This is a genomic window from Streptomyces auratus (assembly GCF_050433025.1).
Lineage (GTDB): Bacteria > Actinomycetota > Actinomycetes > Streptomycetales > Streptomycetaceae > Streptomyces > Streptomyces sioyaensis.
On sequence record NZ_JBNGCB010000003.1, the window covers coordinates 293,569 to 315,466 of the forward strand.

A 21,898-nucleotide genomic window follows, 5' to 3' on the forward strand; every position below is an offset into this window, starting at 1 on the left:
CCCGCGCCCAGCCCCGGCCCGTACGCTGTCCCTCGTGACAGAGCCAGTGGTGCGCATCCCGGATGCGAAGGTCGCGCTGTCCACGGCCTCGGTGTATCCGGAGTCGACGGCGACGGCCTTCGAGATCGCCGCGCGCCTCGGCTACGACGGCGTCGAGGTCATGGTGTGGACCGACCCGGTCAGCCAGGACATCGACGCGCTGCGCCGGCTCTCGGACTACCACGGCGTCCCGGTGCTGGCCGTGCACGCGCCGTGTCTGCTGATCACCCAGCGGGTCTGGTCCACCGACCCGTGGGTCAAGCTCCAGCGCGCCCGCAGCGCCGCGGAGCGGCTGGGCGCCTCGACGGTGGTCGTCCATCCGCCGTTCCGTTGGCAGCGCAACTACGCGCGGGAATTCGTCCGCGGGGTGTGGCGGATGGAGCACGAGACGGACGTGAAGTTCGCCGTCGAGAACATGTACCCGTGGCGCTACCGGGACCGCGAGATGCTGGCGTACGCCCCGGACTGGGACCCCACCAACGACGACTACCGGCACTTCACGGTCGACCTCTCGCACACCGCCACCGCCCGCAACGACGCGGTGGAGATGGTGCAGCGGATGGGCGACCGGCTGGCGCATGTGCATCTCGCCGACGGCAACGGCTCCGCCAAGGACGAGCATCTGGTGCCGGGCCGCGGCAGCCAGCCCTGCGCCCAGGTGCTGGAGCGGCTGGCCGCCACCGGCTTCGACGGCCATGTGGTCGTCGAGGTCAACACCCGCCGGGCGATGTCCGCCGCCGAGCGCGAGGCGGACCTGGCCGAGGCGCTGGCCTTCACCCGCCTCCACCTCGCCTCGCCGACCTGGGTCCCGGGCTCGTGAGCGGCAGCGGGAACGGGCCCGACGACGCGTCCTTTGCGCCCGGTACGCCGCCGCCGGCCCGCCGCCGGGGCCGCCCCGCCCGGGCCGCCGCCGAGGCCGGTCCCGGCGCCCGGGAGCGGATCCTGGCCGCGGCTCGTACGGAGTTCGCCGAGCGCGGCTACGACAAGACCTCGATGCGCCGGATCGCCAAGGCGGCCGAGGTCGACTCGGCGCTGGTGCACCACTACTTCGGCACCAAGGAGCAGGTCTTCGCGGCCGCCATCGAGCTGACCTTCGCCCCCGCGCTGACCATGCCCGACGCCCTCGCGGGCGGCGGCGCGGACGTGGGCGAGCGGATGGCCCGCTTCATGTTCGGCATCTGGGAGAACCCGGTCAGCCGGCAGCCGCTGCTGGCGATCATGCGCTCCGCGCTCACCAACGACACCGCGGCGGCCGTGCTGCGCGGCCTGATCGAGCGCCGGATGCTCCAGCGGGTGGCCGGCGAACTGGACGTCCCCGACCCGGAGTTCCGGGCCCAGCTGGCCGCCTCCCACCTCATCGGGATCGCCATGCTGCGCTATGTGATCAAGATGGACCCGGTCGCCTCCGCGGACACGGAGGAGATCATCGCCATGGTCGCCCCGGCTCTGCAGCGGTATCTGACGCAGCCCTGAACGCCGACCCGGCCGCTCTGACGCAGCCCTGTCAACCGCCGTGAGACCTGCTCGGCTGACCCCCGGCGAGCTCCTGACCTGCGCGAACGCCCGTATGTGGCACCGTCCGCAGTCCGGGCAGCCGTCTCACATCCCGGAGAGGCTGTCCAGATCTTGGATCAGAGGCGTAATCTCGTCCTCAGCTGTTCTATGACGCCACCGCTGCGGGTGCAGGTCTGCACACCGCCGACGGCGGTCGTACGTACCCATCCGAGGGAGTGACCATCGTGCCCGATCTGAGGTCCCGCACCGTTACCCATGGCCGCAACATGGCCGGCGCCCGAGCCCTTATGCAGGCCTCCGGGGTAGCGCGCGAGGACTTCGGCAAGCCGATCATCGCGGTCGCCAACAGCTTCACCGAGTTCGTGCCGGGGCACACCCACCTCCAGCCGGTCGGCCGGATCGTCTCCGAGGCGATCCACGCGGCGGGCGGCATCGCGCGCGAGTTCAACACCATCGCGGTCGACGACGGCATCGCCATGGGCCACGGCGGCATGCTCTACAGCCTGCCCTCCCGCGACCTGATCGCCGACTCCGTCGAGTACATGGTCGAGGCGCACTGCGCGGACGCGCTGATCTGCATCTCCAACTGCGACAAGATCACCCCGGGCATGCTGATGGCCGCGATGCGGCTCAACATCCCGACCGTCTTCGTCTCCGGCGGCCCGATGGAGTCCGGCAAGACGACGCTGGTCGACGGCACCGTCCGCACCCTGGACCTGGTCGACGCGATCTCGGACGCGGTCAACGACAAGATCTCGGACGAGGACATCCTCCGCATCGAGGAGAACGCCTGCCCGACCTGCGGCTCCTGTTCCGGCATGTTCACCGCCAACTCGATGAACTGTCTGACCGAGGCGATCGGCCTCTCGCTGCCCGGCAACGGCTCCGTCCTCGCCACGCACACCGCCCGCAAGGCGCTGTACGAGAACGCCGGCCGGACCGTCGTCGAGATCACCAAGCGCCACTACGAGCAGGACGACCACACCGTCCTGCCGCGCAACATCGGCACCCGCGCCGCCTTCGAGAACGCCATGGCCCTGGACATCGCCATGGGCGGCTCGACGAACACGATCCTGCATCTGCTCGCCGCGGCCCAGGAGGCCGGCCTCAGCTTCGACCTGGAGGACATCAACGCGGTCTCGCGCCGGGTGCCCTGCCTGGCGAAGGTCGCGCCGAACGTCGCGCCGGGCGGCACGTACTACATGGAGGACGTCCACCGGGCCGGCGGCATCCCCGCCATCCTCGGCGAGCTCTACCGCGCCGGGATGCTCAACGAGGACGTGCACACCGTGCACAGCTCGTCGATCGACGAGTGGCTCAAGACCTGGGACGTGCGCGGCGGTTCCCCGTCCGACGAGGCCGTCGAGCTGTGGCACGCGGCCCCGGGCTGCAAGCGCTCGGCGACCGCCTTCTCCCAGTCCGAGCGCTGGGACAGCCTCGACGTGGACGCCGAGGGCGGCTGCATCCGCGACCTGGCGCACGCCTACTCCGTCGACGGCGGCCTGGCGGTCCTCAAGGGCAATCTGGCCGAGGACGGCTGCGTCGTGAAGACCGCCGGCGTCGACGAGTCCATCTGGACCTTCGAGGGCCCGGCCGTGGTCTGCGAGTCGCAGGAGGAAGCCGTCGACAAGATCCTGAAGAAGCAGGTCAAGGAGGGCGACGTCGTCGTCATCCGCTACGAGGGCCCCAAGGGCGGCCCCGGCATGCAGGAGATGCTCTACCCGACGTCCTTCCTCAAGGGCCGCGGCCTGGGCAAGGCCTGCGCCCTGGTCACCGACGGCCGCTTCTCCGGCGGCACCTCCGGCCTGTCGATCGGCCACGCCTCCCCCGAGGCGGCGTCCGGCGGCACCATCGCCCTCGTCGAGGACGGCGACCGCATCCGCATCGACATCCCGAACCGCTCGATCGAACTCCTCGTCAGCGAGGACGAGTTGACCACCCGCCGCGCAGCCCTCGGCGGCGTCTACGCGCCCAAGCACCGCGAACGCAAGGTCTCCCAGGCCCTGCGCGCCTACGCAGCCATGGCCACCAGCGCCGACAAGGGCGCGGTGCGGGATGTGAGCAAGTTGGGCTGAGGCCCGGCAGTTCAGCGGTACGGCAACGGCCCCCGTCGCGGGCGAGCGACGGGGGCCGGTCTGTGGGCCGGGGCCGGCGGGTCAGGCGCTGGGTACGGGCAGTGTCCCACCCTTGACGGCGGTGACGAAGGATGACCAGGCGGTGGCGTCGAATATCAGCGCCGGGCGGTGGGGGTCCTTGCTGTCGCGTACGGGGACGAGGGCTGGGAAGTCGTCGGCCACCTCGATGCAGGCGCCACCGTCGCCGTTGCTGTAGCTCGACTTGCGCCAGGTGGCGGTGGTCAGGAAGTCATCGGAGACCTCGATACACGCGCCGCCATCCTGGTTGCTGTATGAACTCTTGCGCCAAGCGATAGCGCTCAGGTCGATGGCTCGCACGGGGCTTCCTCCAACATCTGCCTGATCAACTGCCGCGATTCAACCGGGGATAGAGCTAAGTCACGGACCAGATCGTAGCTGAGCTGAAGTCGTTCGGCTGCTGCCGTTTCCTCGACCAGTTCGCCTGAGTAGCCGGTTTCCACCCATGCCGCGGTGCGTCCGTCTGGCAGGCGCAGGAACATGGTGTCGGTGTTCGACAGGGCATGGAGCCCAACTTCGTGACACACGATCTGAACCATGATGTTCGGACGCTCACCCATGTCGATGAGGTATTCAAGCTGCTTCCGCCACTCCTCGGAGTTCTTCAGCGGCGTGCGCAACACAGCCTCGGAAAGGATCGTCCGAAACCGTGGCGCATCATCACCGTCCAGCAGTGCTCGGCGCCCTATACGTGCTTCGACCTGCCGCGTCAGCTCTTCGCCCCTGATGCCTCCGGCCGAGAGGAGCTCGTGGGCGTAACTCGGCGTCTGAAGCAACCCATGAACGGTGCTGACCCCGTAGTGCCACATGCTCAGCGCTTCTGCTTCGAGCGTCATGTACCGCCGATACCGCTCCTTGAACTGCGTAGGATCCCCCGCCGCCAGTTCCCACAGCGTCAGCAGCAGATCCGGCGTGCCGTAGTGCTGGTCCAGGGCCTGGACGACCTCTGGGCTGCCCAGGGTCTGTCCGCTCTCCATCTTGCCGAACAGCGACCAGTCCCAGCCCAGTGCGTCGCCGAGCTGCCGCAGGCTGTCGCCCTTCTGTGCGCGCCGTAATCGCAGCTCTTCGACGAACCGTTGGCGCGGCTCCTGGCTCCGACCGGTGATCGCTCGGCGCGGCGGCATGGTGACCTCCTCCGTGGAAGGTGTGGAACTAGCGGTGCGAGGCGGTGAAATACAGCCCGCAAGCGGCATTCGCGCCTTTTTCCTGGTCCATTCTCGTAATGGCCGGAACACACACGGTAGTGGCGCTCCGGAGTCTCTGGCAGGGAAACGGCAGACGGGAGCGGTACTGATGACGAGGGAACGACGGGCGGCGGGCGACACGATGACCGAGGCCGAGGCGGCCTGCGACGAGCTGGCGGCCGTGCTCAAGCGGACCGGCATCGTATTGCCGTCGCTGGCCGTGGACCCGGTGACGTACGGCTATGAAACGCCGCGTGCCCTGGTCGAGTTGGGGCGCTGCAACGTGGCGACGACGCGCAAGCTCATCGAGGTGCTGCAGCGGGCGGCGGGCCGGTGAGCGGGTGCCTTCCGTACGTCTCCCCGGCGTGCCATGTCGGCAGGCATCCGGGGTGTACCAAGGGCGCCCCGGGGGCCGAGACCGCGGCGGCCGTCCCGGGGGTGCGGCGTGAGACCTGCGTCTGTCCCTGCCACGCGGTGGGCGGTGGGCCCGGCCGTCACCAGCCCGCCGGGTCCCCGGCCGGCGCCGAGAAGACGCTGCCGTCCGGCGCCGCCGCGTAGACGCGGCCGCGCCGGCCGTCCACCAGGGGGGCCGGCAGCATTTCCACGAATCCGTTGTGGCGGCCGTTCATCCGGGGCGGCGTCTGGCCCAGCAGCTCGCCGGAGCGGGTGTCGACGGCGAGCAGCCGCCCGTCCGCCGCGGTGAAATACAGCCGGCCGCCGCTCACGACCGGCGCCGAGCCCCGGCTGACCGACGTCTCGGTGTCCCAGGTCCGTTCGCCGACGGCCTGCAGCGCACCGCCCTCGGCCAGCAGGAACACCGAGTCGCCGTGCACCACGGCGGACGCCCCGTCCAGCGGCGCGGTCAGCTTGAGGCGCCGAGTGTGCCCGGTGGCGGGGTCGTAACGGAGGACGGCGGTGGCGCGGTACGAGAACGTCCGGTCGGTGACGGTCAGATAGAGCGCTCCGGACGTACCGGGCCCGGCCACGGTGAGCAGGCCGGGCAGCCGGTGTGACCAGCGGACACTGCCGTGGGCCGGGTCGATGGCGGTGACCTGGGTGCTGGTGCCGTCGGGGGAGTTCTCGGCCGCGTAGGCGGTGTGCGGGGCGCCGAACGCGGTGAAGGCGGGCAGCGTATGGCCCGGGAAGCGCTTGTGCCAGAGCTGTCTGTGGGTCGCGCTGTCCAGCGCGGTGACGGTGCCGTCCGCCGCGGTCAGCAGCACCTGGTCCCCGACGATCCGGGCCCCGCCCTCGTACCCGGAGACGTCCTTGCTCCAGCGTGTGGCGCCCTTGCCGTCGGCCGACGGGTCCAGTGCCATCAGCCGCTTGGCGTCGGCGGAGAAGACGTACAGCAGCCCGCCGGAGAGCGTCGGCGGGGTCGGTGAGGCCATGGTCTTGGGGGAGTTCTTGCCGGTGGCGGCGTCGTCCTTGCGCCGCCATGCCACCTGGCCGGTGCCCGGGTCGAGCCGGGCGGCCAGTACGCCGGCCCGGCCGCAGAAGACGGCGCCGGAGCCGGTGGTGCAGAACGGCAGCTCGGCGGCGTAGCCCTTGGGGCGCTTGGTGAGGGTGGTGTGCCACGGGCGGAAGTTGGCCGCTTCGGCGCGCGACGGATGGATCTGGAGCGCGGGGTCCTGGCTGTCGCCTGCCGGGGCCAGCGCCCGGATGCCGGCGAAGGTGCCCGCCCCGGTGACGACCAGGGCGAGGGCGGCCCACAGGGGCCAGCGGCGGGTGCGGGGGCGGGTGTTGCGGGTGGGGCGGCGTGGCCCGGTGGGGCGGCGTGAATCGGTGGAGTGGCTGGGGGCGGCCGGGTGAGCGGGATCGGAGTCGGAGCCGGGGCCGAAGTCGGGGGAGTGGCCGGGGTCGGCGGTCTTCGCCGGGCCGGTGGTGATCTCGGGCGGTACGGGGGCGCGGACATGCGTCGTCTCGGCGCGCGGGGGCGTGGCCCCGGTCCGTACCGGCTGCCGCTGTCCCGGTATCGGTGCGTTCGGCGGCGCGCTTCCGGAGGCCTCGCCGGACGGTGGCTCGCCGGGTGGCGTCTGGCTGAGTGGTGCTCTGCCGGGTGGAGTCTCCCCGAACGAGGCCGTCCGCAGCAGCTCCATCAGCGCGTCCGGCGTCGGGCGGTCCGCGGGGTCCTTCGCCAGGCAGCCCTCGATCAGCGGCGCCAACTCCTCGGGCACGCCCGCCAGATCGGCCTCGTCGTGCACCACCTGATACGCGACGAGATACGGGCTCTCCGAGTCGAACGGCCCCCGCCCGGTCGCGGCGTGCACCAGCACCGAACCCAGCGCGAAGACATCCGCGGCGGGTCCCACCTCGCGCGGCCGCTGGAACTGCTCCGGCGCCATGAACGGCGGCGTACCGATCAATTTGCCGGTCTCCGTGCGCATTTCACTGTCGGAGGGACGCGAGATTCCGAAATCGATGACTTTCGGCCCATCTGCCGCCAGCAGCACATTTCCCGGCTTGAGATCGCGGTGCACGACCCCGGCGCGATGGATGTCGCGCAGCGCCTCGGCGAGCCCCGCGGCCAGCTGCCGCACCTCACCGGGCACCATCGGGCCATTCCGCTTCACATGGTCCGAGAGGCTCGGGCCGGGAATGTGGAGGGTCGCCATCCAGGGGAGTTCGGCGTCCGGATCGGCGTCGACGACGGGTGCCGTGAAGGCGCCGCTGACCCGCCGCGCGGCCGCCACCTCCTGCCGGAACCGCCCGCGGAACTCCGGGTCCTGGGCGAATTCGGCATGCACGACCTTGACCGCCAGGGTCAGCCCGGAGGACGAGCGCGCGAGATGCACCACGCCCATTCCGCCGGCGCCCAGGCGCGCCTCCAGACGGTATTGCCCGGCGTATTCCGGATGCTCCGCTTCCGGGCCCAGTCCGGAATCGCGCAGCGCTGGCATGGATCCACCCCCGTGTCGTTCCCATTGCCATGCGAGTCGCAGGTGCGACGCGCGGAGCTTAGTCGATAACACGTACGAGATGAATGAGGCTTGCTAGCGTGCGCGTTGCACTACCACGGCGAGCATCGCCACCGCAGCTAAAAAATCAGTAGCAAACGGGGGAATGAGAAATGACCACACAGGATCAGCAGAGCGCGCAGGAGCCGGCGGAAGCCCAGGCACTCGCCGCTGCGGGGGGCCTCACCTATCCCCTCGCGCCCGGCTACCGCGTCAAGGTCCGGCAGGGCCCGAGCACCGACTTCCCGGTCGTCCGCCAGCTGGCCGAGGGGGCCCGGGTGCAGATCCGCTGCCAGCGGCACGGCCAGCGGGTGTCCGGCCCGTACGGCACCTCGGACATCTGGGACAACATCGCGCCCGGGCAGTACGTCTCCGACGCCTACGTCCATACGGGCAGCAGCGGCATGGTCGCGCCGCGCTGCACGAGCTGAGGAGCGGCGGGCGGGTGCCGACGGGGCTGGTCCGAGGCCGTCGGCCCGGTGCTGCTGGTGCGCCCCGCCGGGCCACCGCGCCCCCGCCCTCCGGGTCCCGCCGGGGATAATCGAGGCATGAGCGATCAGCACAGGCCCGCCGATGGTCCGGAGCCGGGCGGCCGGGAGCCCGGTGGTGCCGGGCACAGCGGCGGCCCGGAGCCCGCGCCGATCCGGTTCTTCGGCACCACCTGGGTCCGCCACGACGGCGGCTACGGCCTGCGCCGGGCCGGCGTCGCGGTGGGCTCGCTCGCGCTCGCCGCGGCGGGCGCGGCCCTCCTGCGCTTCGCGTTCCAGGGCCTGGAGATCGCCGCCGTGGGCTCGTTCGTCGGCACCCTCGTCGTCGTCGGCTTCGCCGTCTGCAGCGCGCTGGCCTTCCGCCACACCTGGGCGGGCCTCACCGGCCGGCCGGGGCCGTCGGTGGCCGACGGCTCCGGGCAGGGCCTGCTGTTCATCGGTTTCGTCGGCTCGCTGCTCGCCTACTTCTGCCGCAGCCTCGTCGAGGCTCCCGGGGAACAGCGGCACCGCGCCGAGTACGAAGCGGCCCGCGAGCGGTACGAGCGCCGCCGCGGCACCCGCACCGGCAACCCGGCCGCCCGCACGTCCGGGGCCAAGACGGGGGCCAAGAAGCGCCGTTGACCAGAGGGGCGCGGCCCACGCGGCGGGCGGCTCAGCCCTCCGCGCCCCGGACGTCCTCGGGGTCCGGGGCATCCTGCGGCCCCCGCCCGTCCTCGCGCTCCCGCCCGGCCTCGCCGTCCTCCGCGTACCGGGCCGCCATCGTCCGGAACACCTCCCGCGGCTCCCAGCGCGTCTCGTCGAGCATCCGCACCACCCCGTACGAGGTGAGGTCCGCACCCTTGCGCGTGTTGAAGGCGGCGAAGGTGAACCACAGCGCGGTGTCCACCCCCTCCTCCTCGAAGATGTCCAGCAGTTCGGTGAGGTAGCGCACCTGCTCGCGCTCGTCCGGCACCGCCCCCTCCGGCGGCTGCCAGGCCAGCCCGCCCCGCTCGCCCGCGCCCCGGTAGGCGCAGGTGCCGAACTCGGTCACCGCGACCGGCTTGCCGTGGTGGCGATGCGCGCGCAGCTCGTCCCGGAACGTCGTGGCGTTGTACGCGGCCCGGTAGGCATCCACGCCGACGACGTCGAACGGCCGCCAGTCGATGTCCTCCCAGGGCCCCGCGGCATAGCTGATCCGGCCGCCGAAGCGGGCGCGGGCCACGGCCGCGACCTCGGCGAGAAAGCCGTTGAGCCGCTCCTGCACCGGGCCCACCGACAGCCACCAGTCCGTATCGGCGCTGATCATCGCCTGTAGCCGGTCGCTGTAGGTGTCCCCGGGGAGGAAGCCCGCACAGAACGCGCTCAGTTCGCATCCGGCGACGAACACCACGTCCGCCCCGCCCGCCCGTACGGCCTCGGCCCGCTCCGCGCAGTCGGCGAAGTACGGCAGCAGCTCCTCGGGGGTGAGATCCACCGGGAAGGGCGCGAACCACACCTCCAGTCCGGCCTCCGCGGCGCACCGCGCGGCGATGCTCAGCCGCTCCGGATCACCGCCCGATATCCGCACCGCATCGCAGTGCAGCTCCTCCGCGATCACCGCGAGGTCCTGCCGCACCGCCTCGACGGTGAAGGTCTTCCGGGAGTGGTCCTCGCCGGGGAGGAACCCGATGTCGTAGTTGATGCCCCGTGCCCGCATACCGTGTCTCACTGCCCTCTCTGGTCTTCCGCCGGGCTGTGCGCCCCGTTTGTGTCCGGTCTTATGGCCGGCGCTGTGACGTGCTCTGCGCCCTGCTCTGGGTCCGGCCTTGTTTCTTGTCGTGTTTCTTGTCGTGCCGGTCGAGTCCGTGGGACAGCAGGTCGAAGGCGAGCTCGACGTCCTCGCTCAGCTGCCGGCGGGCGTCCTCCAGCGAGACGCCGTCGGCCAGCTGCCGAAAGAAGCTCTCCTGGAGGGTCACCAGTGAGGCGCTGATCTGAGCCGCCGCCAACTTGGCCGTCCGCTCGCCGAGTTCCGCGGTCAGCGCCTGCGTCAACTGCTGCCGCTGCCGGTAGAGCAGGGCGTTCGTGGCGCCGCTGAGCGCGGGGCTGTCGAAGATCACCCGGACCCGGGAGACCAGCACCTCCGGGTCCAGCCCGGTCATCGGCCCGGCGGCGAAGGCGCGGAAATGCGCCCGGAGCGCGGCCAGGGCCGTCGTGCCGCCCGCCCGCCCGGTGACGATGCCCGCCAGGTCGTCGTCCCCCACGCCCTGGAGGGCGAGCGCTTCCTTGGTCGGGAAATAGGTGAACAGTGTCGCCTTGGCCACCTGTGCCGCCTCGGCGATCTCGTTGACCGTGACGGCCTCGAAGCCCCGCTCGGCGAACAGCCGCCAGGCCGTCGCCGCGATCCGCCGCCGGGTCTCTTCCTTCTTCCGCTCACGCAATCCCGCCATGACGACATCATAGCCATACCGGGTTCAAAATTAAACCGGGTATGGTTTTTTCGTCATGGCCTCCGCGCTCACCGTGGCGCGGGCAGGATGACGCCCATGCCGGAACGTTCTCAGCAACAACAGCCGCCGCGTCCGCCCCAGCATCTGCCGCCCCGTTCGCCCCAGCACTCGGCGCCCGCTCCGCCATCGGCCCCGAGGTCGCCGCCCCGGTCCTCGCGGACGAGCGGACCGCGCTGCTGGACGTCTTCCCGGACGGCATCGTCGAGGAGGCGTATGCGCTGGACGTGACTGTCACACTCCGGCCGCCCGCCTCGTCCTGAGGGGAGGGGCCGGGAGGACCGGCAGGAACGCACGGCGGTCGGCGACCACGTACGACGGCGGTCGGCGACCGCGCACGACAGCAGAGGAGCGGATGATGGCGCAGCCGGATACGGAGGCGGCGGCGGAAACGGCCGGAGGCCAGGACACGCGGTACGGAGACCGCCTCGCGCAGTTCGAGGGGCAGCGCGGGCGGCTGTGGGCCATCGCCTACCGGATCATGGGCACGGTCTCCGACGCCGACGACGCCGTCCAGGAGGCCTGGCTGCGCTGGCAGGCCGTGCCCGCCGGGACGACGATCGCCAGCCCGCGGGGCTTTCTCACCACGGTCGTCAGCCGCATCTGTTACGACCTGCTGGGCTCGGCCCGCGCCCGCCGCGAGACCTATGTCGGGCCCTGGCTGCCGGAGCCGCTGCTCGACGGCGCCGGCGGCTCGCTGCCCGTCGGCGCCGCGGGCTCCGGCCGGACCGATGGCCCCGAGGACCGGGTCACGCTCGACGAATCGGTGGGGATGGCGCTGCTCACCGTCCTGGAACGGCTCACCCCGGCCGAGCGGATCGCCTTCATCCTCCACGACGTCTTCGCGGTCCCCTTCCCGGAGATCGCCGAGACGGTCGGCCGTACCCCCGATGCCGTACGGCAGTTGGCCTCCCGCGCCCGCAAGCGGGTACGGGCCGAGGCGCCGCGCCGCACCGTCGACCGCGCGGAGCACCGCCGTACCGTCGAGGCCTTTCTGTCCGCCGTCATGGGCGGCGATCTCGATGCGCTGCTGTCGGTGCTCGACCCCGAGGTCATCTGGCGCTCGGACGGCGGCGGCAAGGTGAGCTCCGCCCGCCGGCCGGTGATCGGCCGCGACAAGGTCGCCCGCTTTGTGCGGGGACTGGTCGCCCGCGGCGCCCAAGGAGGCGCGCTGCGGGTCGCGATGGCGGACGTCAACGGCGCCGCCGGGCTGGTCTTCGCCCACCCGGAGAGCGGACAGGCCGGGGTCTTCGCCTTCACCGTCCACGACGGGCGGATCACGGAGGTGGACGCCGTCACCAACCCCGACAAGCTGGGCCACTTGGACCTCGACCGGCTGTGACCCGGCCGGAGCCCGGACGGCGCCGACGGCACCGCCCGGGCTCTCGGGAACTAGTGCTGTGACCGCGTAGGTTCGCCGGGTTGATGGTCGTGACGGTTGGATGTGCGGTGACGTCCATTCGACCGCTGGAGGCGCGGTGGCTGAGCTGCTGGGCAAAGCAGGGCAAGCCAAACCGGCTGCCGGCGACCTACCGCCGCACCCACGGCGTCACCTACTTCCACGGCTGCTACTCCGTGGGCGACGACCGCCTGTGGGGCGTCAACCGCCGCCGCAAGGGCGCCGCCAAGGGACAAGTTCACGAGAAGGACAGCGACAGAAGGACGACTCAGGAGGCGGACGGCTCGATCTCCCCCGCAAAGACGATGACCTGGTCGATGAGGCTCCGCCGCAGATGGACGACGTCCGTTCCCGCCAGGCGGGGGCCTCCATCCGGCGTGGTGAAGACCCACTGGTACCGGGCCCACTCGTGCGGCATGTCCACCGCTGAGCAGCGCACCATCGTGCCGGTCCCCGCCGGGTGGCGCCGGATGTCCAGCACGAACCGCTCGACCGCCGCGATTCCTTCGCTGCGACCCAACGGCCCCCAGAAGACCACGTCTGAGGTCAGGGCCTGGGAGAGCAGGGCAGTCACATAGCTGTCGTCCGAGGCGTTAAACGCGGAGATGAACGTGTCGATCGCGGAGCGTGCCGTCTCTTCCTGCATGCCCCAGTAATACCAGCCGTTGCGCGTGCGCTCGTCCCGCTCGCCGCCTTCCGATCACGGTGGACCATCCCGGTCACAGCACTGGGTGTATTGGTCACGAGCGTTGTTCACACTCGTGACCAATACACCTAGGCGGCGGATCGCTCCACCCGCTCCACAGGTATCCACAACTCCGCGTCCGCCCGCGCCTGATCCTGCGACAGGCGGACCCGCAGGATCTCCGGCCCCGGCCTGCTCTCGTACGGATTCGACGGGAACCACTGCGTGAACACGTCCCGCCACACGTACTGCAGCGCCTGCGGGAACGGTCCGGAGCTCTCGAAGACGGCCCACGACCCCGCCGGAACGGCGAGGACGTCCATGTCCTCGGGTGCCTCGGCGCGGGTCACCACGCCGTGGTAGTAGTCGAGTTCGGTCCCCTCCGCCCCGGCTCGGATCGAGGTGGTCGCTCACCGCGACGATCCCGTCCGGCTGCTGGTCGGACAGCTCCGTCATACGCCGTAGCGTCTCGGGTCCGATGCCCCGGATGAACTCGGCGATCGCCGGGTTGACCCCCTCGTGGACGAGCGGGACCCGGGCCTTCTTGCCGACCACCCGGAACTCCTCCTTGTCCACAATCCGGTATCGCATACTGCTGCTCCCTTCGATGATGAGTCGGAAGGACATCCGTGGCTGGGAGTGCAGCGCCGCACCGGTCCGCCGGGCCTCGCCCGGACCCACCCCGTGCATGCCGCGGAACGCCCGCGCAAAGGCTTCTCCCGAGCCGTAGCCGTAGCGCATCGCGACGTCCAGCAGCGTCCGCTCACCGGCGAGCACCTCGGCGCCCGCCACGGTCAGCCGCCGGCGCCGGATGTACTCCGACAGCGGGATGCCCGCCAGCGCGGAGAACAGCCGACGGAAGTGGTACTCCGACGTCACCGCGATGCGCGCGAGATGAGCCACCTCGACCGGCCGGTCGAGATGCGACTCGATGTGCTCCATGGCCTGGTTGAGCCGCTCCAGCACTCCGGGCCTCCTTCCCTTTCGACGATCACGCTAGGAAGCAGCGGGCCTGCCGCACCCGACATCCTGTGCCCGGCGTGATCGGGTCGGGAGCGATCGGGCCCGGCGCGTGTGTGACCCGGGCACGGCGACACCGCAGCACCGCTCGGGTTCAGTACAGCCGCTTCGGCTTTCCCTCCCCGTACAGCCAGGCCCGGAACAGCGGCGCCAGATCCACGTCCGTGCGCTTCTGGCAGAAGGCGACGAAGTCCGCCGAATCGGCAGTGCCGTAGCGGTACGCGGCGGGCCACTCCTTGAGGATCCGGAAGAACGTCCTGTCGCCGACGGCGTTCCGCAGCTGCTGGAGCAGCATCGCACCCCGCTCGTAGACGGCCGGGCCGGTCACGTTCTTCGCCGAGCCGGGACGGGCCGGCGGGAAGTCCCAGCGCTTGTTGTGCGGGGCGTCCTTGTAGAGCGCGTCGAACTGCTGCTGCGGGGTCTTGCCGCCCCGGTGCTCCTCCCACAGCCACTCGGCGTACGTCGCAAAGCTCTCGTTGAGCCAGGTGTCCGCCCAGGTCTTCGGCGTCACCGAGTCACCGAACCACTGGTGGGCCATCTCGTGCACCACGGTCGTGGTGTCCGGCGCCCCGGCGTAGATCGGTTTGGTCTGGGCCTCCAGAGCCCCCCAGGTGATCCGGGACGGCGTGCGGTCGACGACGGCACCCGCCGAGGCGAAGGGGTACGGGCCGAACAGCCCGCTCTCCCACGCAACGATCTCCGGCAGCTTCGCCAGCGGCCCCCGGCTCGCCCTGACCTCCGCCGGGTCCACCGCGACGTACAGCGGCAGCCCGCCGGGCGTACGGGAGGTGTGGACCTCGAATCTGCCGATGGTGGCGGTGGCGAGATAGCTGGCCATCGGCCGGCCGTTGTGCCACCGGAAGGTGGTGTGGCCCTTGGTGGTCCGCTGCGCGTGCAACTCCCCGTTGGCGACGGCGGTATAGCCCTGCGGCACGGTGATCGTGATGTCGTAGGTCGCCTTGTCCTCGGGGTGGTTGTTGCCGGGGAACCACGTCATGGACCCGGCGGGCTCACCGGCGACGAACGCCCCGTCGGGGGTCTTGACCCACCCCTCCGTCGTACCGTCCGGATCCGTCAGCTCCTGCGGACTGCCGGCGTAGTCGACGGTCGTACGGAACGCGGCGCCTTTGCGCAGCCCGTCGGCCGGCCGGACGAGCAGCTTGTGCCCCCTGCGGGAGAACGCGGCGTCCTCGCCGTCGACCCGTACGCCGGACACCTTCAGCCCCTGCAGATCGAGCTGGAAGGAGCGCAGGTCCTCGGTGGCCTCGGCGGTGAGGTCGGCGGTCGCGTCCAGCCGCCCCTTCTTCACGTCGTAGTCGAGGTCCAGCCCGTAATGGCGCACCTGGTAGCCGCCGTTGCCGAGTGCCGGGAAAAGCGGATCGCCCACTCCGCCGCTGCCCGCCGCCCCCCGCGGGCCACTGCCGGTGCACGAGGAGAGCAGCAGGGCGACGGAGAGGGCGGCGGGCAGGCCACAGGCGCGAAGGGGCCGGCGGTTCAAGGCACTCCAAGGGTCGGCGGTCATCAGCATGCCGACCTTACGGACATTTCGGCCGTCCCGCCGGTCCCTTCGGCGCCGGTCGCGTCACGGGGTGATGGACGGTGCTTTCTGCCGGGTGGGCCCGTCCGGACCGCGCCGCTGCTCCGCCCAGCTGCCGAGGGCGGCCATACAGGCATGGTCGAGATGGCGCAGCCCGGACAGGTCCAGCTCGATCTCCCGGTCCTCGGGCAGCGCCTCCAACTGGTCGAGCAGCTTCGGCAGTCGCAGGAAGGTGGCATTGCCGACGGCCCGGACGAGGAGCGGCTGCCGGGGTTGCGAGGTGGCCGGGCCCGGCGCTCCCATGCTGGGCTTTCCCTTGCCTGTTGCGGCCCGGCCCGCGGCGTCATGGCCGCCCGTGCCGCGGCCCGCCCCGCCGTCGCCCACCACGGGCTCGCTCCGCTCCACGATCTCCAGGTGGACGTGCGAGGTCTCCCACGCCGACTTGGCCACCGCCATCAGCAGCCCCAGCAGCACCCCCTCGAACATGTTCGTGGCCACGATCGCCACCGCCGTCGCGGCCAGCACCACGGCCTCGCCCCGGTGCTCCCGCCACAGCGGGCACCACTGCTTCACCGGGATCAACTTGCCGCCCGCGTGGACGAGTACGCCGGCCAGCGCCGCGATCGGCACCACACCCAGGGCCGCCGGAAACGCCGCCGCGAAGACCAGCAGCCACACCCCGTGCAGCACCCGCGAGGCCTTCGTCCGCGCCCCGGCGTACACATTCGCGGAGCTGCGCACGATCACCGCGGTCATCGGCAGCGCACCCAGCAGCCCGCACACCGTGTTGCCGGCGCCCTGCGCCATCAGCTCCTTGTCGTAATCGGTCCGCGGCCCGTCGTGCAGCCGGTCCACCGCGGCCGCGCTGAACAGCGACTCCGCCGACGCGATCAGGGCGAACGCCAGCACGGTGCCCAGCACCCCGGCCAGCGCCCCCGGGTCAGCCAGCCGCGCGAAGTCCGCACCGCCCGGCGGCTGGACGACATCCAGCAGCCCCGCCACCTCGACCCGGGCCACCGGCAGATCCAGCGCGAAGACCACGGCCGTCGCCAGCGCCACCGCCACCAGCGGCGCCGGCAGCACCCGCGCCGCCCGCCGCCACTTGGGCCACAGCACCAGCAGCGCGATGGTGCCCGCGCCCACGGCCAGCGCCGACAGCGCCGGGTCGGAGGCGAGGGTGTCCACCAAGAGCCCCGGCAGCCCGGCCAGATTCGCCGGCCCGTTGCCCGGCGCCTTGGCATCCGCCAGGGCGTACAACTGCCCGGCGATCAGCACCAGTCCGATGCCCGCGAGCATCCCCTGGACCACCGCCACGGAAATCGCCCGGAACCAGCGCCCCAGCCGCAGCGCCCCCATGACCAGCTGTAACACTCCGGCACACAGCACCAGGGCGCCCAGCGCACCGAGCCCGTACTCCTGCACCGCCTCGTAGACCAGCACGGTCAGCCCGGCGGCCGGGCCGCTGACCTGCAGGCTGCTGCCGGGCAGCAGCCCGGTGAGCAGCCCGCCGACGATGCCGGTCACCAGCCCCAGTTCGGCCGGCACCCCGGACGCGACGGCCACCCCGACACACAGTGGGACGGCGACGAGAAAGACGACGAGCGAGGCGGTGAAGTCGGCGCGTGCGCGCACCAGCGTCTGACGTGACGGTATGGCCGGCAGGGACGGGCGGAGCCGGGCAACACGGAACCTACGCATGAACATGCCTCCAGCGAGTAGGAGATGCGACGGCGCGCGCGGACGCCCGGGTACGCGGTCAGGACGCACCGGGACACACGAGCGGAACGCGGCGCGCAACCGGCCGGCGACCGCTGGCCCGAGGGCAGCGCTCACCCGCCGCCGCGCCGTGTCATGGGGCGCACGCCAGGAAAGGGATGACGGCTGGATCCGTCGGTTGCGCGGGCCGGGGAAGCCCTGGGGGAAGCTCTCTGCCCTCAGCAGCGGATCACGAGGTGCTGCACCGGCAGCTCGCCGGATCTCGACAGGGGAACGGCCCGCCGGCCGGTGAGCGGGACGGTCACGCTCAGCCCGCTCTCGGTGCGGACCGGGCCGGCGCTCGACACGGTCGTGCGCGGCGGGTGCGGCGCGGAGACCGTGGCCGTCGAGCGCCCGCCATGGCGCGTCCGGCAGCGGTCGGCGCCGGACTCCGGGTGCTCGGAGGTCTTCGACGCCCACTGCACGTCGTCCGGGGAAGCACCGTCCGGGGAAGCACCGTCCGGAGAATCACTGTCCGGGGAAGCGCTGCGGGCGGCGCTCTTCGCGGTCGCCGAGACGCTCTCCCCGTACGCGCCTCCGGCGATGGCCGGCAGGGCCAGCACGAGCGCCACGACGATCAACAGGAGCCGGCCGATGCGGCCGGCCCGGGTCTTCGCCATGTCGCCCCTTCCGGCGCGGCTGGACAGGTCACCCCATTGTGTCCAAGCGAACACGCAGCATGGCCACTCGTAATGTAATCACCCTGTGAATGCGGAGTTATCCGACAGGAATGACGGCTTCCTTTCGCTCCGGCGCGCTTTGGCGTCCACGCCGTTCCGCAATGCGCCGCCTTTGCGCTCCACTCCGCCCCTCCCGCTGCCTTGAACGGCCCGGCCGCCCCCGGCCCCCCTCCCGGATCGCGGCCCCGCCGCCCCAGCGCTTTCCTCCTTCCCGCCCGCTTGACGCCCCACCCCGCCGGGAGCAGTATTCATCACATGATGAATTATGGCCGTGACCCCGCCGTCCCCGCCCAGGACCCCGCCATCCACGCCCGCGACCTCACCGTCGTCCGCGGCGGCCGCACCGTCCTCGACGCCCTCCGCTTCGACGTGCTTCCCGGCCGGGTCACCGGCCTCCTCGGCCCCTCCGGCTGCGGCAAATCCACCCTGATGCGCGCCATCGTCGGCACCCAGGCCAAGGTCACCGGCACCCTCGACGTCCTCGGCCGGCCCGCGGGCGACCCCCGGCTGCGCCCCCGCATCGGCTACGTCACCCAGGACCCGTCCATATACGACGACCTCACCGTCCGGCAGAACCTCGACTACTTCGCCGCCGTCCTCCACCCGGGCCGGACCGCCCGGACCCGCCGCCGCGACAGCGTCACCCGCGCCATCGAGGACGTCGACCTCACCCCCCACGCCGACGCCCTCGCCGGCAAGCTCTCCGGCGGCCAGCGCAGCCGGGTCTCCCTCGCGGTCGCCCTGCTCGGCGCCCCGGAACTCCTCGTCCTCGACGAGCCCACCGTCGGCCTCGACCCCGTCCTCCGCCGCGACCTGTGGAACCTCTTCCACACCCTCGCCGCCGACCGCGGCACCACCCTCCTCGTCTCCTCCCATGTCATGGACGAGGCCGAGCGCTGCCACCGGCTGCTCCTGATGCGCGAGGGCCGCATCCTGGCCGACGGCGCACCCGACACCCTGCGCGAGCGCACCGGCGCCGCCACCGTCGAGGCCGCCTTCCTCCACCTGGTCGACGAGGCCGCGGCCACCACCCGGCCCCCGCAACCGGCCCGCACCACTACAGAGGAGCCCGCGCGATGACCACCGCACCCCTCCCCGCCGACGGGCCCCTCCCCGCCACCGCCCCCTGGTCCCCGTCCCGCACCCTGGCCACCGCCGCCCGGGTCCTGCGCCAGCTGCGCCACGACCCGCGCACCATCGCACTGATGCTGGTCGTCCCCTGCGTGATGATCGCCCTGCTGCGCTATGTCTTCGACGCCCGCCCGCAGACCTTCGACGGCATCGGCGCCTCGCTCCTCGGCATCTTCCCGATGATCACGATGTTCCTGGTGACCTCCATCGCCACCCTGCGCGAACGCACCTCCGGCACCCTGGAACGCCTGCTCGCGATGCCCCTCGGCAAGGCCGACCTGATCAGCGGCTACGCCCTCGCCTTCGGCCTGCTCGCCGTCCTGCAGTCCGCCCTCGCCACCGGCCTGTCCGTCTGGGTCCTCGGCCTGGACGTCATCGGCTCCCCCTGGCTGCTGCTCCTGGTGGCCGTCCTCGACGCCCTGCTCGGCACCGCCCTCGGCCTGTTCGTCTCGGCCTTCGCCGCCTCCGAATTCCAGGCCGTCCAGTTCATGCCCGCCGTCCTGATGCCCCAGCTGCTGCTCTGCGGCCTGTTCACCCCGCGCGACACCATGCAGCCCGCGCTCAAGGCGCTCTCCGACGTCCTCCCGATGTCCTACGCCGTCGACGGCATGAACGAGGTCCTCCGGCACCCCGACATCACCGGCGACTTCGTCCGCGACGCCGTCATCGTCACCGGCTGCGCCCTCCTCGTCCTCGCCCTCGGCGCCGTCACCCTCCGCCGCCGTACGGCCTGACGCCGTCCCGGCCCGCGGAACGACGCCGCGCCGCGCACCCGCCAGGTGCGAGGATGACGGCGTAACCGACCGCTCAACGGGCCGGCCCTCGGGCCACCGCCCGGGCACCACCGGCGAGGTGAACCGCAGCATGACCCAGAAGGTCGCCGTACTCGGCACCGGAAAAATCGGCGAAGCCCTGCTCAGCGGCATGATCCGGGGCGGTTGGGCGCCGTCCGACCTCCTGGTCACCGCCCGTCGCCCCGAACGCGCCGAACAACTCCGCGCCCGCTACGGCGTCGAAGCGGTCAGCAACCCCGAGGCCGCCAAGGCCGCCGACACCCTCATCCTCACCGTCAAGCCCCAGGACATGGGCACCCTCCTGACGGAGCTGGCCCCGCACGTCCCCGCCGACCGCCTGGTCATCAGCGGCGCCGCCGGCATCCCCACCTCGTACTTCGAGGAGCGCCTGGCCGCCGGCACCCCGGTCGTACGGGTCATGACGAACACCCCCGCCCTCGTCGACGAGGCGATGTCCGTCATCTCCGCCGGCACCCACGCCACCGTCGCCCACCTCACCCGCGCCGAGGAGATCTTCTCCGGCGTCGGCAAGACCCTCCGCGTCCCGGAGTCCCAGCAGGACGCCTGCACCGCACTCTCCGGCTCCGGCCCGGCGTACTTCTTCTTCCTCGTCGAGGCCATGACCGACGCCGGCATCCTCCTCGGCCTGCCCCGCGACAAGGCCCACGACCTCATCGTCCAGGCCGCCATCGGCGCCGCGGTGATGCTCCGCGACAGCGGCGAACACCCCGTCACCCTCCGGGAGAACGTCACCTCCCCGGCCGGCACCACCATCAACGCCATCCGCGAACTGGAAAACCACGGCGTCCGCGCCGCCCTCATCGCCGCCCTGGAAGCCGCCCGCGACCGCAGCCGCGAACTGGCCTCCGGCAACGGCTGACCAGCACGGCGGAAGCCACACCCGACGGCCCGGGGCGAGGGCCTTTCCCCTCACCCCGGGACCGGCCCGCCCGGGACCGGCCCCACGCCCGGTCGCTCCCTAGGCCAACAGCCCGACCGCCCGATAGGCCGCATCCACCCGCGGTCTGGCCAGCGCCCGTGCGCGCTCGGCCCCCTCGCGCAGCACCCCATCGACATACCTGGGGTCGGCGGCCAGCTCCGCATGCCGCTCCCGCGCCGGCCGCAGCAGCTCCACCACGGCCTCCGCCACATCCCTCTTCAACGCGCCGTACGAGGCGTACCCCTCGGCCAGCCGCGCCGGCTCACCACCCGTACACGCGGCCAGCACATCCAGCAGATTCGCCACCCCCGGCCGCTCGCCCCGCTCGTACACGACATCGCTCGCCGTATCCGTCACGGCCCGCATCACCTTCTTCCGCACCACCTCCGGCTCGTCCAGCAGATAGACGATCCCGGCCGTCTTGGCGTGCGACTTCCCCATCTTCGACGTCGGCTCCTGCAGATCCATCACCCGCGCCGCCACCGCCGGATGCGTCACCTTCGGCATCACGAACGTCGCCCCGTACCGCTCGTTGAAACGCCCCGCCAGATCCCGCGTCAGCTCCAGATGCTGCGCCTGGTCCTCCCCGACCGGCACCTCATGCGTCCCGTACGCCAGCACGTCCGCCGCCATCAGCGCCGGATACGTCAGCAACGACAGCCGCACACTCCCGCCCCGAGCCTGCTCCCGCGCGGCCTTCTCCTTGTACTGGATCATGCGCCGCATCTCCCCGTCGGAGGCCGTGCACTCCATCAGATACGACAGCCGCAGATGCTCATCCACCTGGCTCTGCACGAACAGGGTGCACCGCGCCGGATCCAGCCCAGCGGCCAGCAACAGCGTCGCCGCCTGCCGAGTGAGGCGCCGCACCCGCGCCGGCTCGTGCTCCACGGTCAGCGCATGCAGATCCACCACACAGAACAGCGCATCCGCCCGGTGCTGGTCCTCCTCGACCCACCGCCGCATCGCCCCGAGGTAGTTCCCCAGCGTCAGATGCCCCGTCGGCTTCACACCACTGAAGATCCGCGCTCGCTCCACCATCGCCATCCCATCCGTCCCTGTCGTCCGCACCCTTGCCGGGCGCCTCGGGACCGCCGACCTCACCGGCCGGCTGCGAAACGGAGAAACGCGAACGGCCGCCGAAGCGGCGGCCGTGGTCATG

General features: G+C 71.7%; 21 protein-coding genes and 2 pseudogenes. 12 read left to right on the plus strand and 11 right to left on the minus strand.

All coding sequences use genetic code 11. The features are described from left to right. The first annotated feature begins 46 nt into the window (after nucleotides 1–46). The 3 genes from BKA18_RS20880 (at nucleotide 47) to ilvD (ending at nucleotide 3,629) form a co-directional block, all read left to right on the plus strand. Nucleotides 47–859, plus strand: a complete 813-nt coding sequence (locus BKA18_RS20880) for a sugar phosphate isomerase/epimerase family protein (protein ID WP_366044233.1) — start codon at nucleotides 47–49, stop codon at nucleotides 857–859. Next, nucleotides 856–1,512 carry a TetR/AcrR family transcriptional regulator gene (locus BKA18_RS20885; RefSeq protein WP_366044195.1) on the plus strand — a complete coding sequence of 219 codons (657 nt, stop codon included), beginning with the start codon at nucleotides 856–858 and terminating at the stop codon, nucleotides 1,510–1,512. Before BKA18_RS20880 ends, BKA18_RS20885 begins: the two co-directional genes overlap by 4 nt. Before the next feature lie 266 nt (nucleotides 1,513–1,778). After that, nucleotides 1,779–3,629, plus strand: coding sequence for a dihydroxy-acid dehydratase (gene ilvD, locus BKA18_RS20890; protein WP_006603995.1), 1,851 nt, complete (start codon nucleotides 1,779–1,781; stop codon nucleotides 3,627–3,629). Nucleotides 3,630–3,710: 81 nt separating this feature from the next. Here ilvD and BKA18_RS20895 read toward each other — a convergent pair whose 3' ends face one another. Beyond that, nucleotides 3,711–4,007 carry a DUF397 domain-containing protein gene (locus BKA18_RS20895; RefSeq protein WP_366044196.1) on the minus strand — a complete coding sequence of 99 codons (297 nt, stop codon included), beginning with the start codon at nucleotides 4,005–4,007 and terminating at the stop codon, nucleotides 3,711–3,713. Next, on the minus strand, nucleotides 3,989–4,831 hold the full coding sequence (locus BKA18_RS20900) for a helix-turn-helix domain-containing protein (RefSeq protein WP_366044197.1): 843 nt from the start codon (nucleotides 4,829–4,831) through the stop codon (nucleotides 3,989–3,991). Before BKA18_RS20900 ends, BKA18_RS20895 begins: the two co-directional genes overlap by 19 nt. A 169-nt stretch (nucleotides 4,832–5,000) precedes the next feature. On the opposite strand from BKA18_RS20900, the gene BKA18_RS20905 reads away from it, so the two are divergent. Beyond that, nucleotides 5,001–5,228 (plus strand): hypothetical protein, encoded by a 228-nt coding sequence (locus BKA18_RS20905; RefSeq protein WP_246593937.1) that lies wholly within the window; start codon nucleotides 5,001–5,003, stop codon nucleotides 5,226–5,228. Nucleotides 5,229–5,385: 157 nt separating this feature from the next. Here the strand turns inward: BKA18_RS20905 and BKA18_RS20910 are convergent, their stop codons facing one another. Further along, on the minus strand, nucleotides 5,386–7,788 hold the full coding sequence (locus BKA18_RS20910) for a serine/threonine-protein kinase (protein WP_366044198.1): 2,403 nt from the start codon (nucleotides 7,786–7,788) through the stop codon (nucleotides 5,386–5,388). A gap of 170 nt (nucleotides 7,789–7,958) precedes the next feature. Between BKA18_RS20910 and BKA18_RS20915 the strand changes: the two genes are divergently transcribed. Further along, the gene (locus BKA18_RS20915) at nucleotides 7,959–8,276 is read left to right on the plus strand and encodes a peptidase (protein WP_366044199.1); all 318 of its coding nucleotides are present in this window, start codon (nucleotides 7,959–7,961) and stop codon (nucleotides 8,274–8,276) included. A gap of 117 nt (nucleotides 8,277–8,393) precedes the next feature. Next, nucleotides 8,394–8,954, plus strand: coding sequence for a hypothetical protein (locus tag BKA18_RS20920; RefSeq protein WP_366044200.1), 561 nt, complete (start codon nucleotides 8,394–8,396; stop codon nucleotides 8,952–8,954). 31 nt (nucleotides 8,955–8,985) lie between these two features. Here the strand turns inward: BKA18_RS20920 and BKA18_RS20925 are convergent, their stop codons facing one another. Beyond that, complete coding sequence (locus tag BKA18_RS20925) at nucleotides 8,986–10,008, minus strand: glycoside hydrolase family 113 protein (RefSeq protein WP_366044201.1); 1,023 nt, start codon at nucleotides 10,006–10,008, stop codon at nucleotides 8,986–8,988. Between the two features lie 61 nt (nucleotides 10,009–10,069). Then, nucleotides 10,070–10,738: a TetR/AcrR family transcriptional regulator gene (locus tag BKA18_RS20930; RefSeq protein ID WP_366044202.1), complete on the minus strand. Its 669-nt coding sequence runs from the start codon at nucleotides 10,736–10,738 to the stop codon at nucleotides 10,070–10,072. A 41-nt stretch (nucleotides 10,739–10,779) separates the two neighbouring features. Here BKA18_RS20930 and BKA18_RS20935 point away from each other — a divergent pair, with 41 nt between their 5' ends. The 3 genes and pseudogenes from BKA18_RS20935 to BKA18_RS20945 all read left to right on the plus strand — a co-directional run. Beyond that, nucleotides 10,780–11,058 carry a hypothetical protein gene (locus BKA18_RS20935; protein WP_366044203.1) on the plus strand — a complete coding sequence of 93 codons (279 nt, stop codon included), beginning with the start codon at nucleotides 10,780–10,782 and terminating at the stop codon, nucleotides 11,056–11,058. Nucleotides 11,059–11,150: 92 nt separating this feature from the next. After that, the gene (sigJ, locus tag BKA18_RS20940; RefSeq protein ID WP_366044204.1) at nucleotides 11,151–12,137 is read left to right on the plus strand and encodes an RNA polymerase sigma factor SigJ; all 987 of its coding nucleotides are present in this window, start codon (nucleotides 11,151–11,153) and stop codon (nucleotides 12,135–12,137) included. A gap of 143 nt (nucleotides 12,138–12,280) precedes the next feature. Further along, a pseudogene (locus tag BKA18_RS20945) lies at nucleotides 12,281–12,418 on the plus strand (IS630 family transposase); the annotation flags it as partial. Nucleotides 12,419–12,462: 44 nt separating this feature from the next. Here BKA18_RS20945 and BKA18_RS20950 read toward each other — a convergent pair. The 5 genes and pseudogenes from BKA18_RS20950 to BKA18_RS20970 all read right to left on the minus strand — a co-directional run bounded on the left by BKA18_RS20950 (nucleotide 12,463) and on the right by BKA18_RS20970 (nucleotide 17,811). Continuing rightward, a complete protein-coding gene (locus BKA18_RS20950) occupies nucleotides 12,463–12,840 on the minus strand; it encodes a nuclear transport factor 2 family protein (RefSeq protein ID WP_362027255.1) in 378 nt (125 codons plus the stop codon). A gap of 128 nt (nucleotides 12,841–12,968) precedes the next feature. Next, nucleotides 12,969–13,845, minus strand: a pseudogene (locus BKA18_RS20955) (AraC family transcriptional regulator). A 148-nt stretch (nucleotides 13,846–13,993) separates the two neighbouring features. Beyond that, nucleotides 13,994–15,427: a M1 family metallopeptidase gene (locus BKA18_RS20960; RefSeq protein WP_366044205.1), complete on the minus strand. Its 1,434-nt coding sequence runs from the start codon at nucleotides 15,425–15,427 to the stop codon at nucleotides 13,994–13,996. Nucleotides 15,428–15,481: 54 nt separating this feature from the next. Then, nucleotides 15,482–17,134 carry a SulP family inorganic anion transporter gene (locus BKA18_RS20965; RefSeq protein WP_366044206.1) on the minus strand — a complete coding sequence of 551 codons (1,653 nt, stop codon included), beginning with the start codon at nucleotides 17,132–17,134 and terminating at the stop codon, nucleotides 15,482–15,484. Nucleotides 17,135–17,370: 236 nt separating this feature from the next. Beyond that, nucleotides 17,371–17,811 (minus strand): hypothetical protein, encoded by a 441-nt coding sequence (locus BKA18_RS20970; RefSeq protein WP_366044207.1) that lies wholly within the window; start codon nucleotides 17,809–17,811, stop codon nucleotides 17,371–17,373. A 315-nt stretch (nucleotides 17,812–18,126) separates the two neighbouring features. Here BKA18_RS20970 and BKA18_RS20975 point away from each other — a divergent pair, with 315 nt between their 5' ends. The 3 genes from BKA18_RS20975 (at nucleotide 18,127) to proC (ending at nucleotide 20,676) form a co-directional block, all read left to right on the plus strand. Next, on the plus strand, nucleotides 18,127–18,951 hold the full coding sequence (locus tag BKA18_RS20975; RefSeq protein ID WP_366044208.1) for an ABC transporter ATP-binding protein: 825 nt from the start codon (nucleotides 18,127–18,129) through the stop codon (nucleotides 18,949–18,951). Beyond that, a complete protein-coding gene (locus BKA18_RS20980; protein ID WP_366044209.1) occupies nucleotides 18,948–19,736 on the plus strand; it encodes an ABC transporter permease in 789 nt (262 codons plus the stop codon). Before BKA18_RS20975 ends, BKA18_RS20980 begins: the two co-directional genes overlap by 4 nt. 130 nt (nucleotides 19,737–19,866) lie before the next feature. Further along, nucleotides 19,867–20,676, plus strand: a complete 810-nt coding sequence (gene proC / locus BKA18_RS20985) for a pyrroline-5-carboxylate reductase (RefSeq protein WP_366044211.1) — start codon at nucleotides 19,867–19,869, stop codon at nucleotides 20,674–20,676. 99 nt (nucleotides 20,677–20,775) lie between these two features. On the opposite strand, the gene trpS is transcribed toward proC, so the two are convergent. Then, complete coding sequence (gene trpS, locus BKA18_RS20990) at nucleotides 20,776–21,783, minus strand: tryptophan--tRNA ligase (RefSeq protein WP_366044212.1); 1,008 nt, start codon at nucleotides 21,781–21,783, stop codon at nucleotides 20,776–20,778. Between the last annotated feature and the right edge of the window lie 115 nt (nucleotides 21,784–21,898).

Coding starts and splice junctions, on each gene's coding strand:
- proC (WP_366044211.1), top strand. CDS start 19,867: ATGACCCAGAAGGTCGCCGTACTCGGCACCGGAAAAATCGGCGAAGCC.
- BKA18_RS20950 (WP_362027255.1), bottom strand. CDS start 12,840: ATGCAGGAAGAGACGGCACGCTCCGCGATCGACACGTTCATCTCCGCG.
- BKA18_RS20930 (WP_366044202.1), bottom strand. CDS start 10,738: ATGGCGGGATTGCGTGAGCGGAAGAAGGAAGAGACCCGGCGGCGGATC.
- BKA18_RS20925 (WP_366044201.1), bottom strand. CDS start 10,008: ATGCGGGCACGGGGCATCAACTACGACATCGGGTTCCTCCCCGGCGAG.
- BKA18_RS20935 (WP_366044203.1), top strand. CDS start 10,780: ATGGTTTTTTCGTCATGGCCTCCGCGCTCACCGTGGCGCGGGCAGGAT.
- trpS (WP_366044212.1), bottom strand. CDS start 21,783: ATGGCGATGGTGGAGCGAGCGCGGATCTTCAGTGGTGTGAAGCCGACG.
- BKA18_RS20910 (WP_366044198.1), bottom strand. CDS start 7,788: ATGCCAGCGCTGCGCGATTCCGGACTGGGCCCGGAAGCGGAGCATCCG.
- BKA18_RS20915 (WP_366044199.1), top strand. CDS start 7,959: ATGACCACACAGGATCAGCAGAGCGCGCAGGAGCCGGCGGAAGCCCAG.
- BKA18_RS20980 (WP_366044209.1), top strand. CDS start 18,948: ATGACCACCGCACCCCTCCCCGCCGACGGGCCCCTCCCCGCCACCGCC.
- BKA18_RS20960 (WP_366044205.1), bottom strand. CDS start 15,427: ATGCTGATGACCGCCGACCCTTGGAGTGCCTTGAACCGCCGGCCCCTT.
- BKA18_RS20970 (WP_366044207.1), bottom strand. CDS start 17,811: ATGGCGAAGACCCGGGCCGGCCGCATCGGCCGGCTCCTGTTGATCGTC.
- sigJ (WP_366044204.1), top strand. CDS start 11,151: ATGATGGCGCAGCCGGATACGGAGGCGGCGGCGGAAACGGCCGGAGGC.
- BKA18_RS20900 (WP_366044197.1), bottom strand. CDS start 4,831: ATGCCGCCGCGCCGAGCGATCACCGGTCGGAGCCAGGAGCCGCGCCAA.
- BKA18_RS20920 (WP_366044200.1), top strand. CDS start 8,394: ATGAGCGATCAGCACAGGCCCGCCGATGGTCCGGAGCCGGGCGGCCGG.
- BKA18_RS20905 (WP_246593937.1), top strand. CDS start 5,001: ATGACGAGGGAACGACGGGCGGCGGGCGACACGATGACCGAGGCCGAG.
- BKA18_RS20965 (WP_366044206.1), bottom strand. CDS start 17,134: ATGCGTAGGTTCCGTGTTGCCCGGCTCCGCCCGTCCCTGCCGGCCATA.
- BKA18_RS20975 (WP_366044208.1), top strand. CDS start 18,127: ATGATGAATTATGGCCGTGACCCCGCCGTCCCCGCCCAGGACCCCGCC.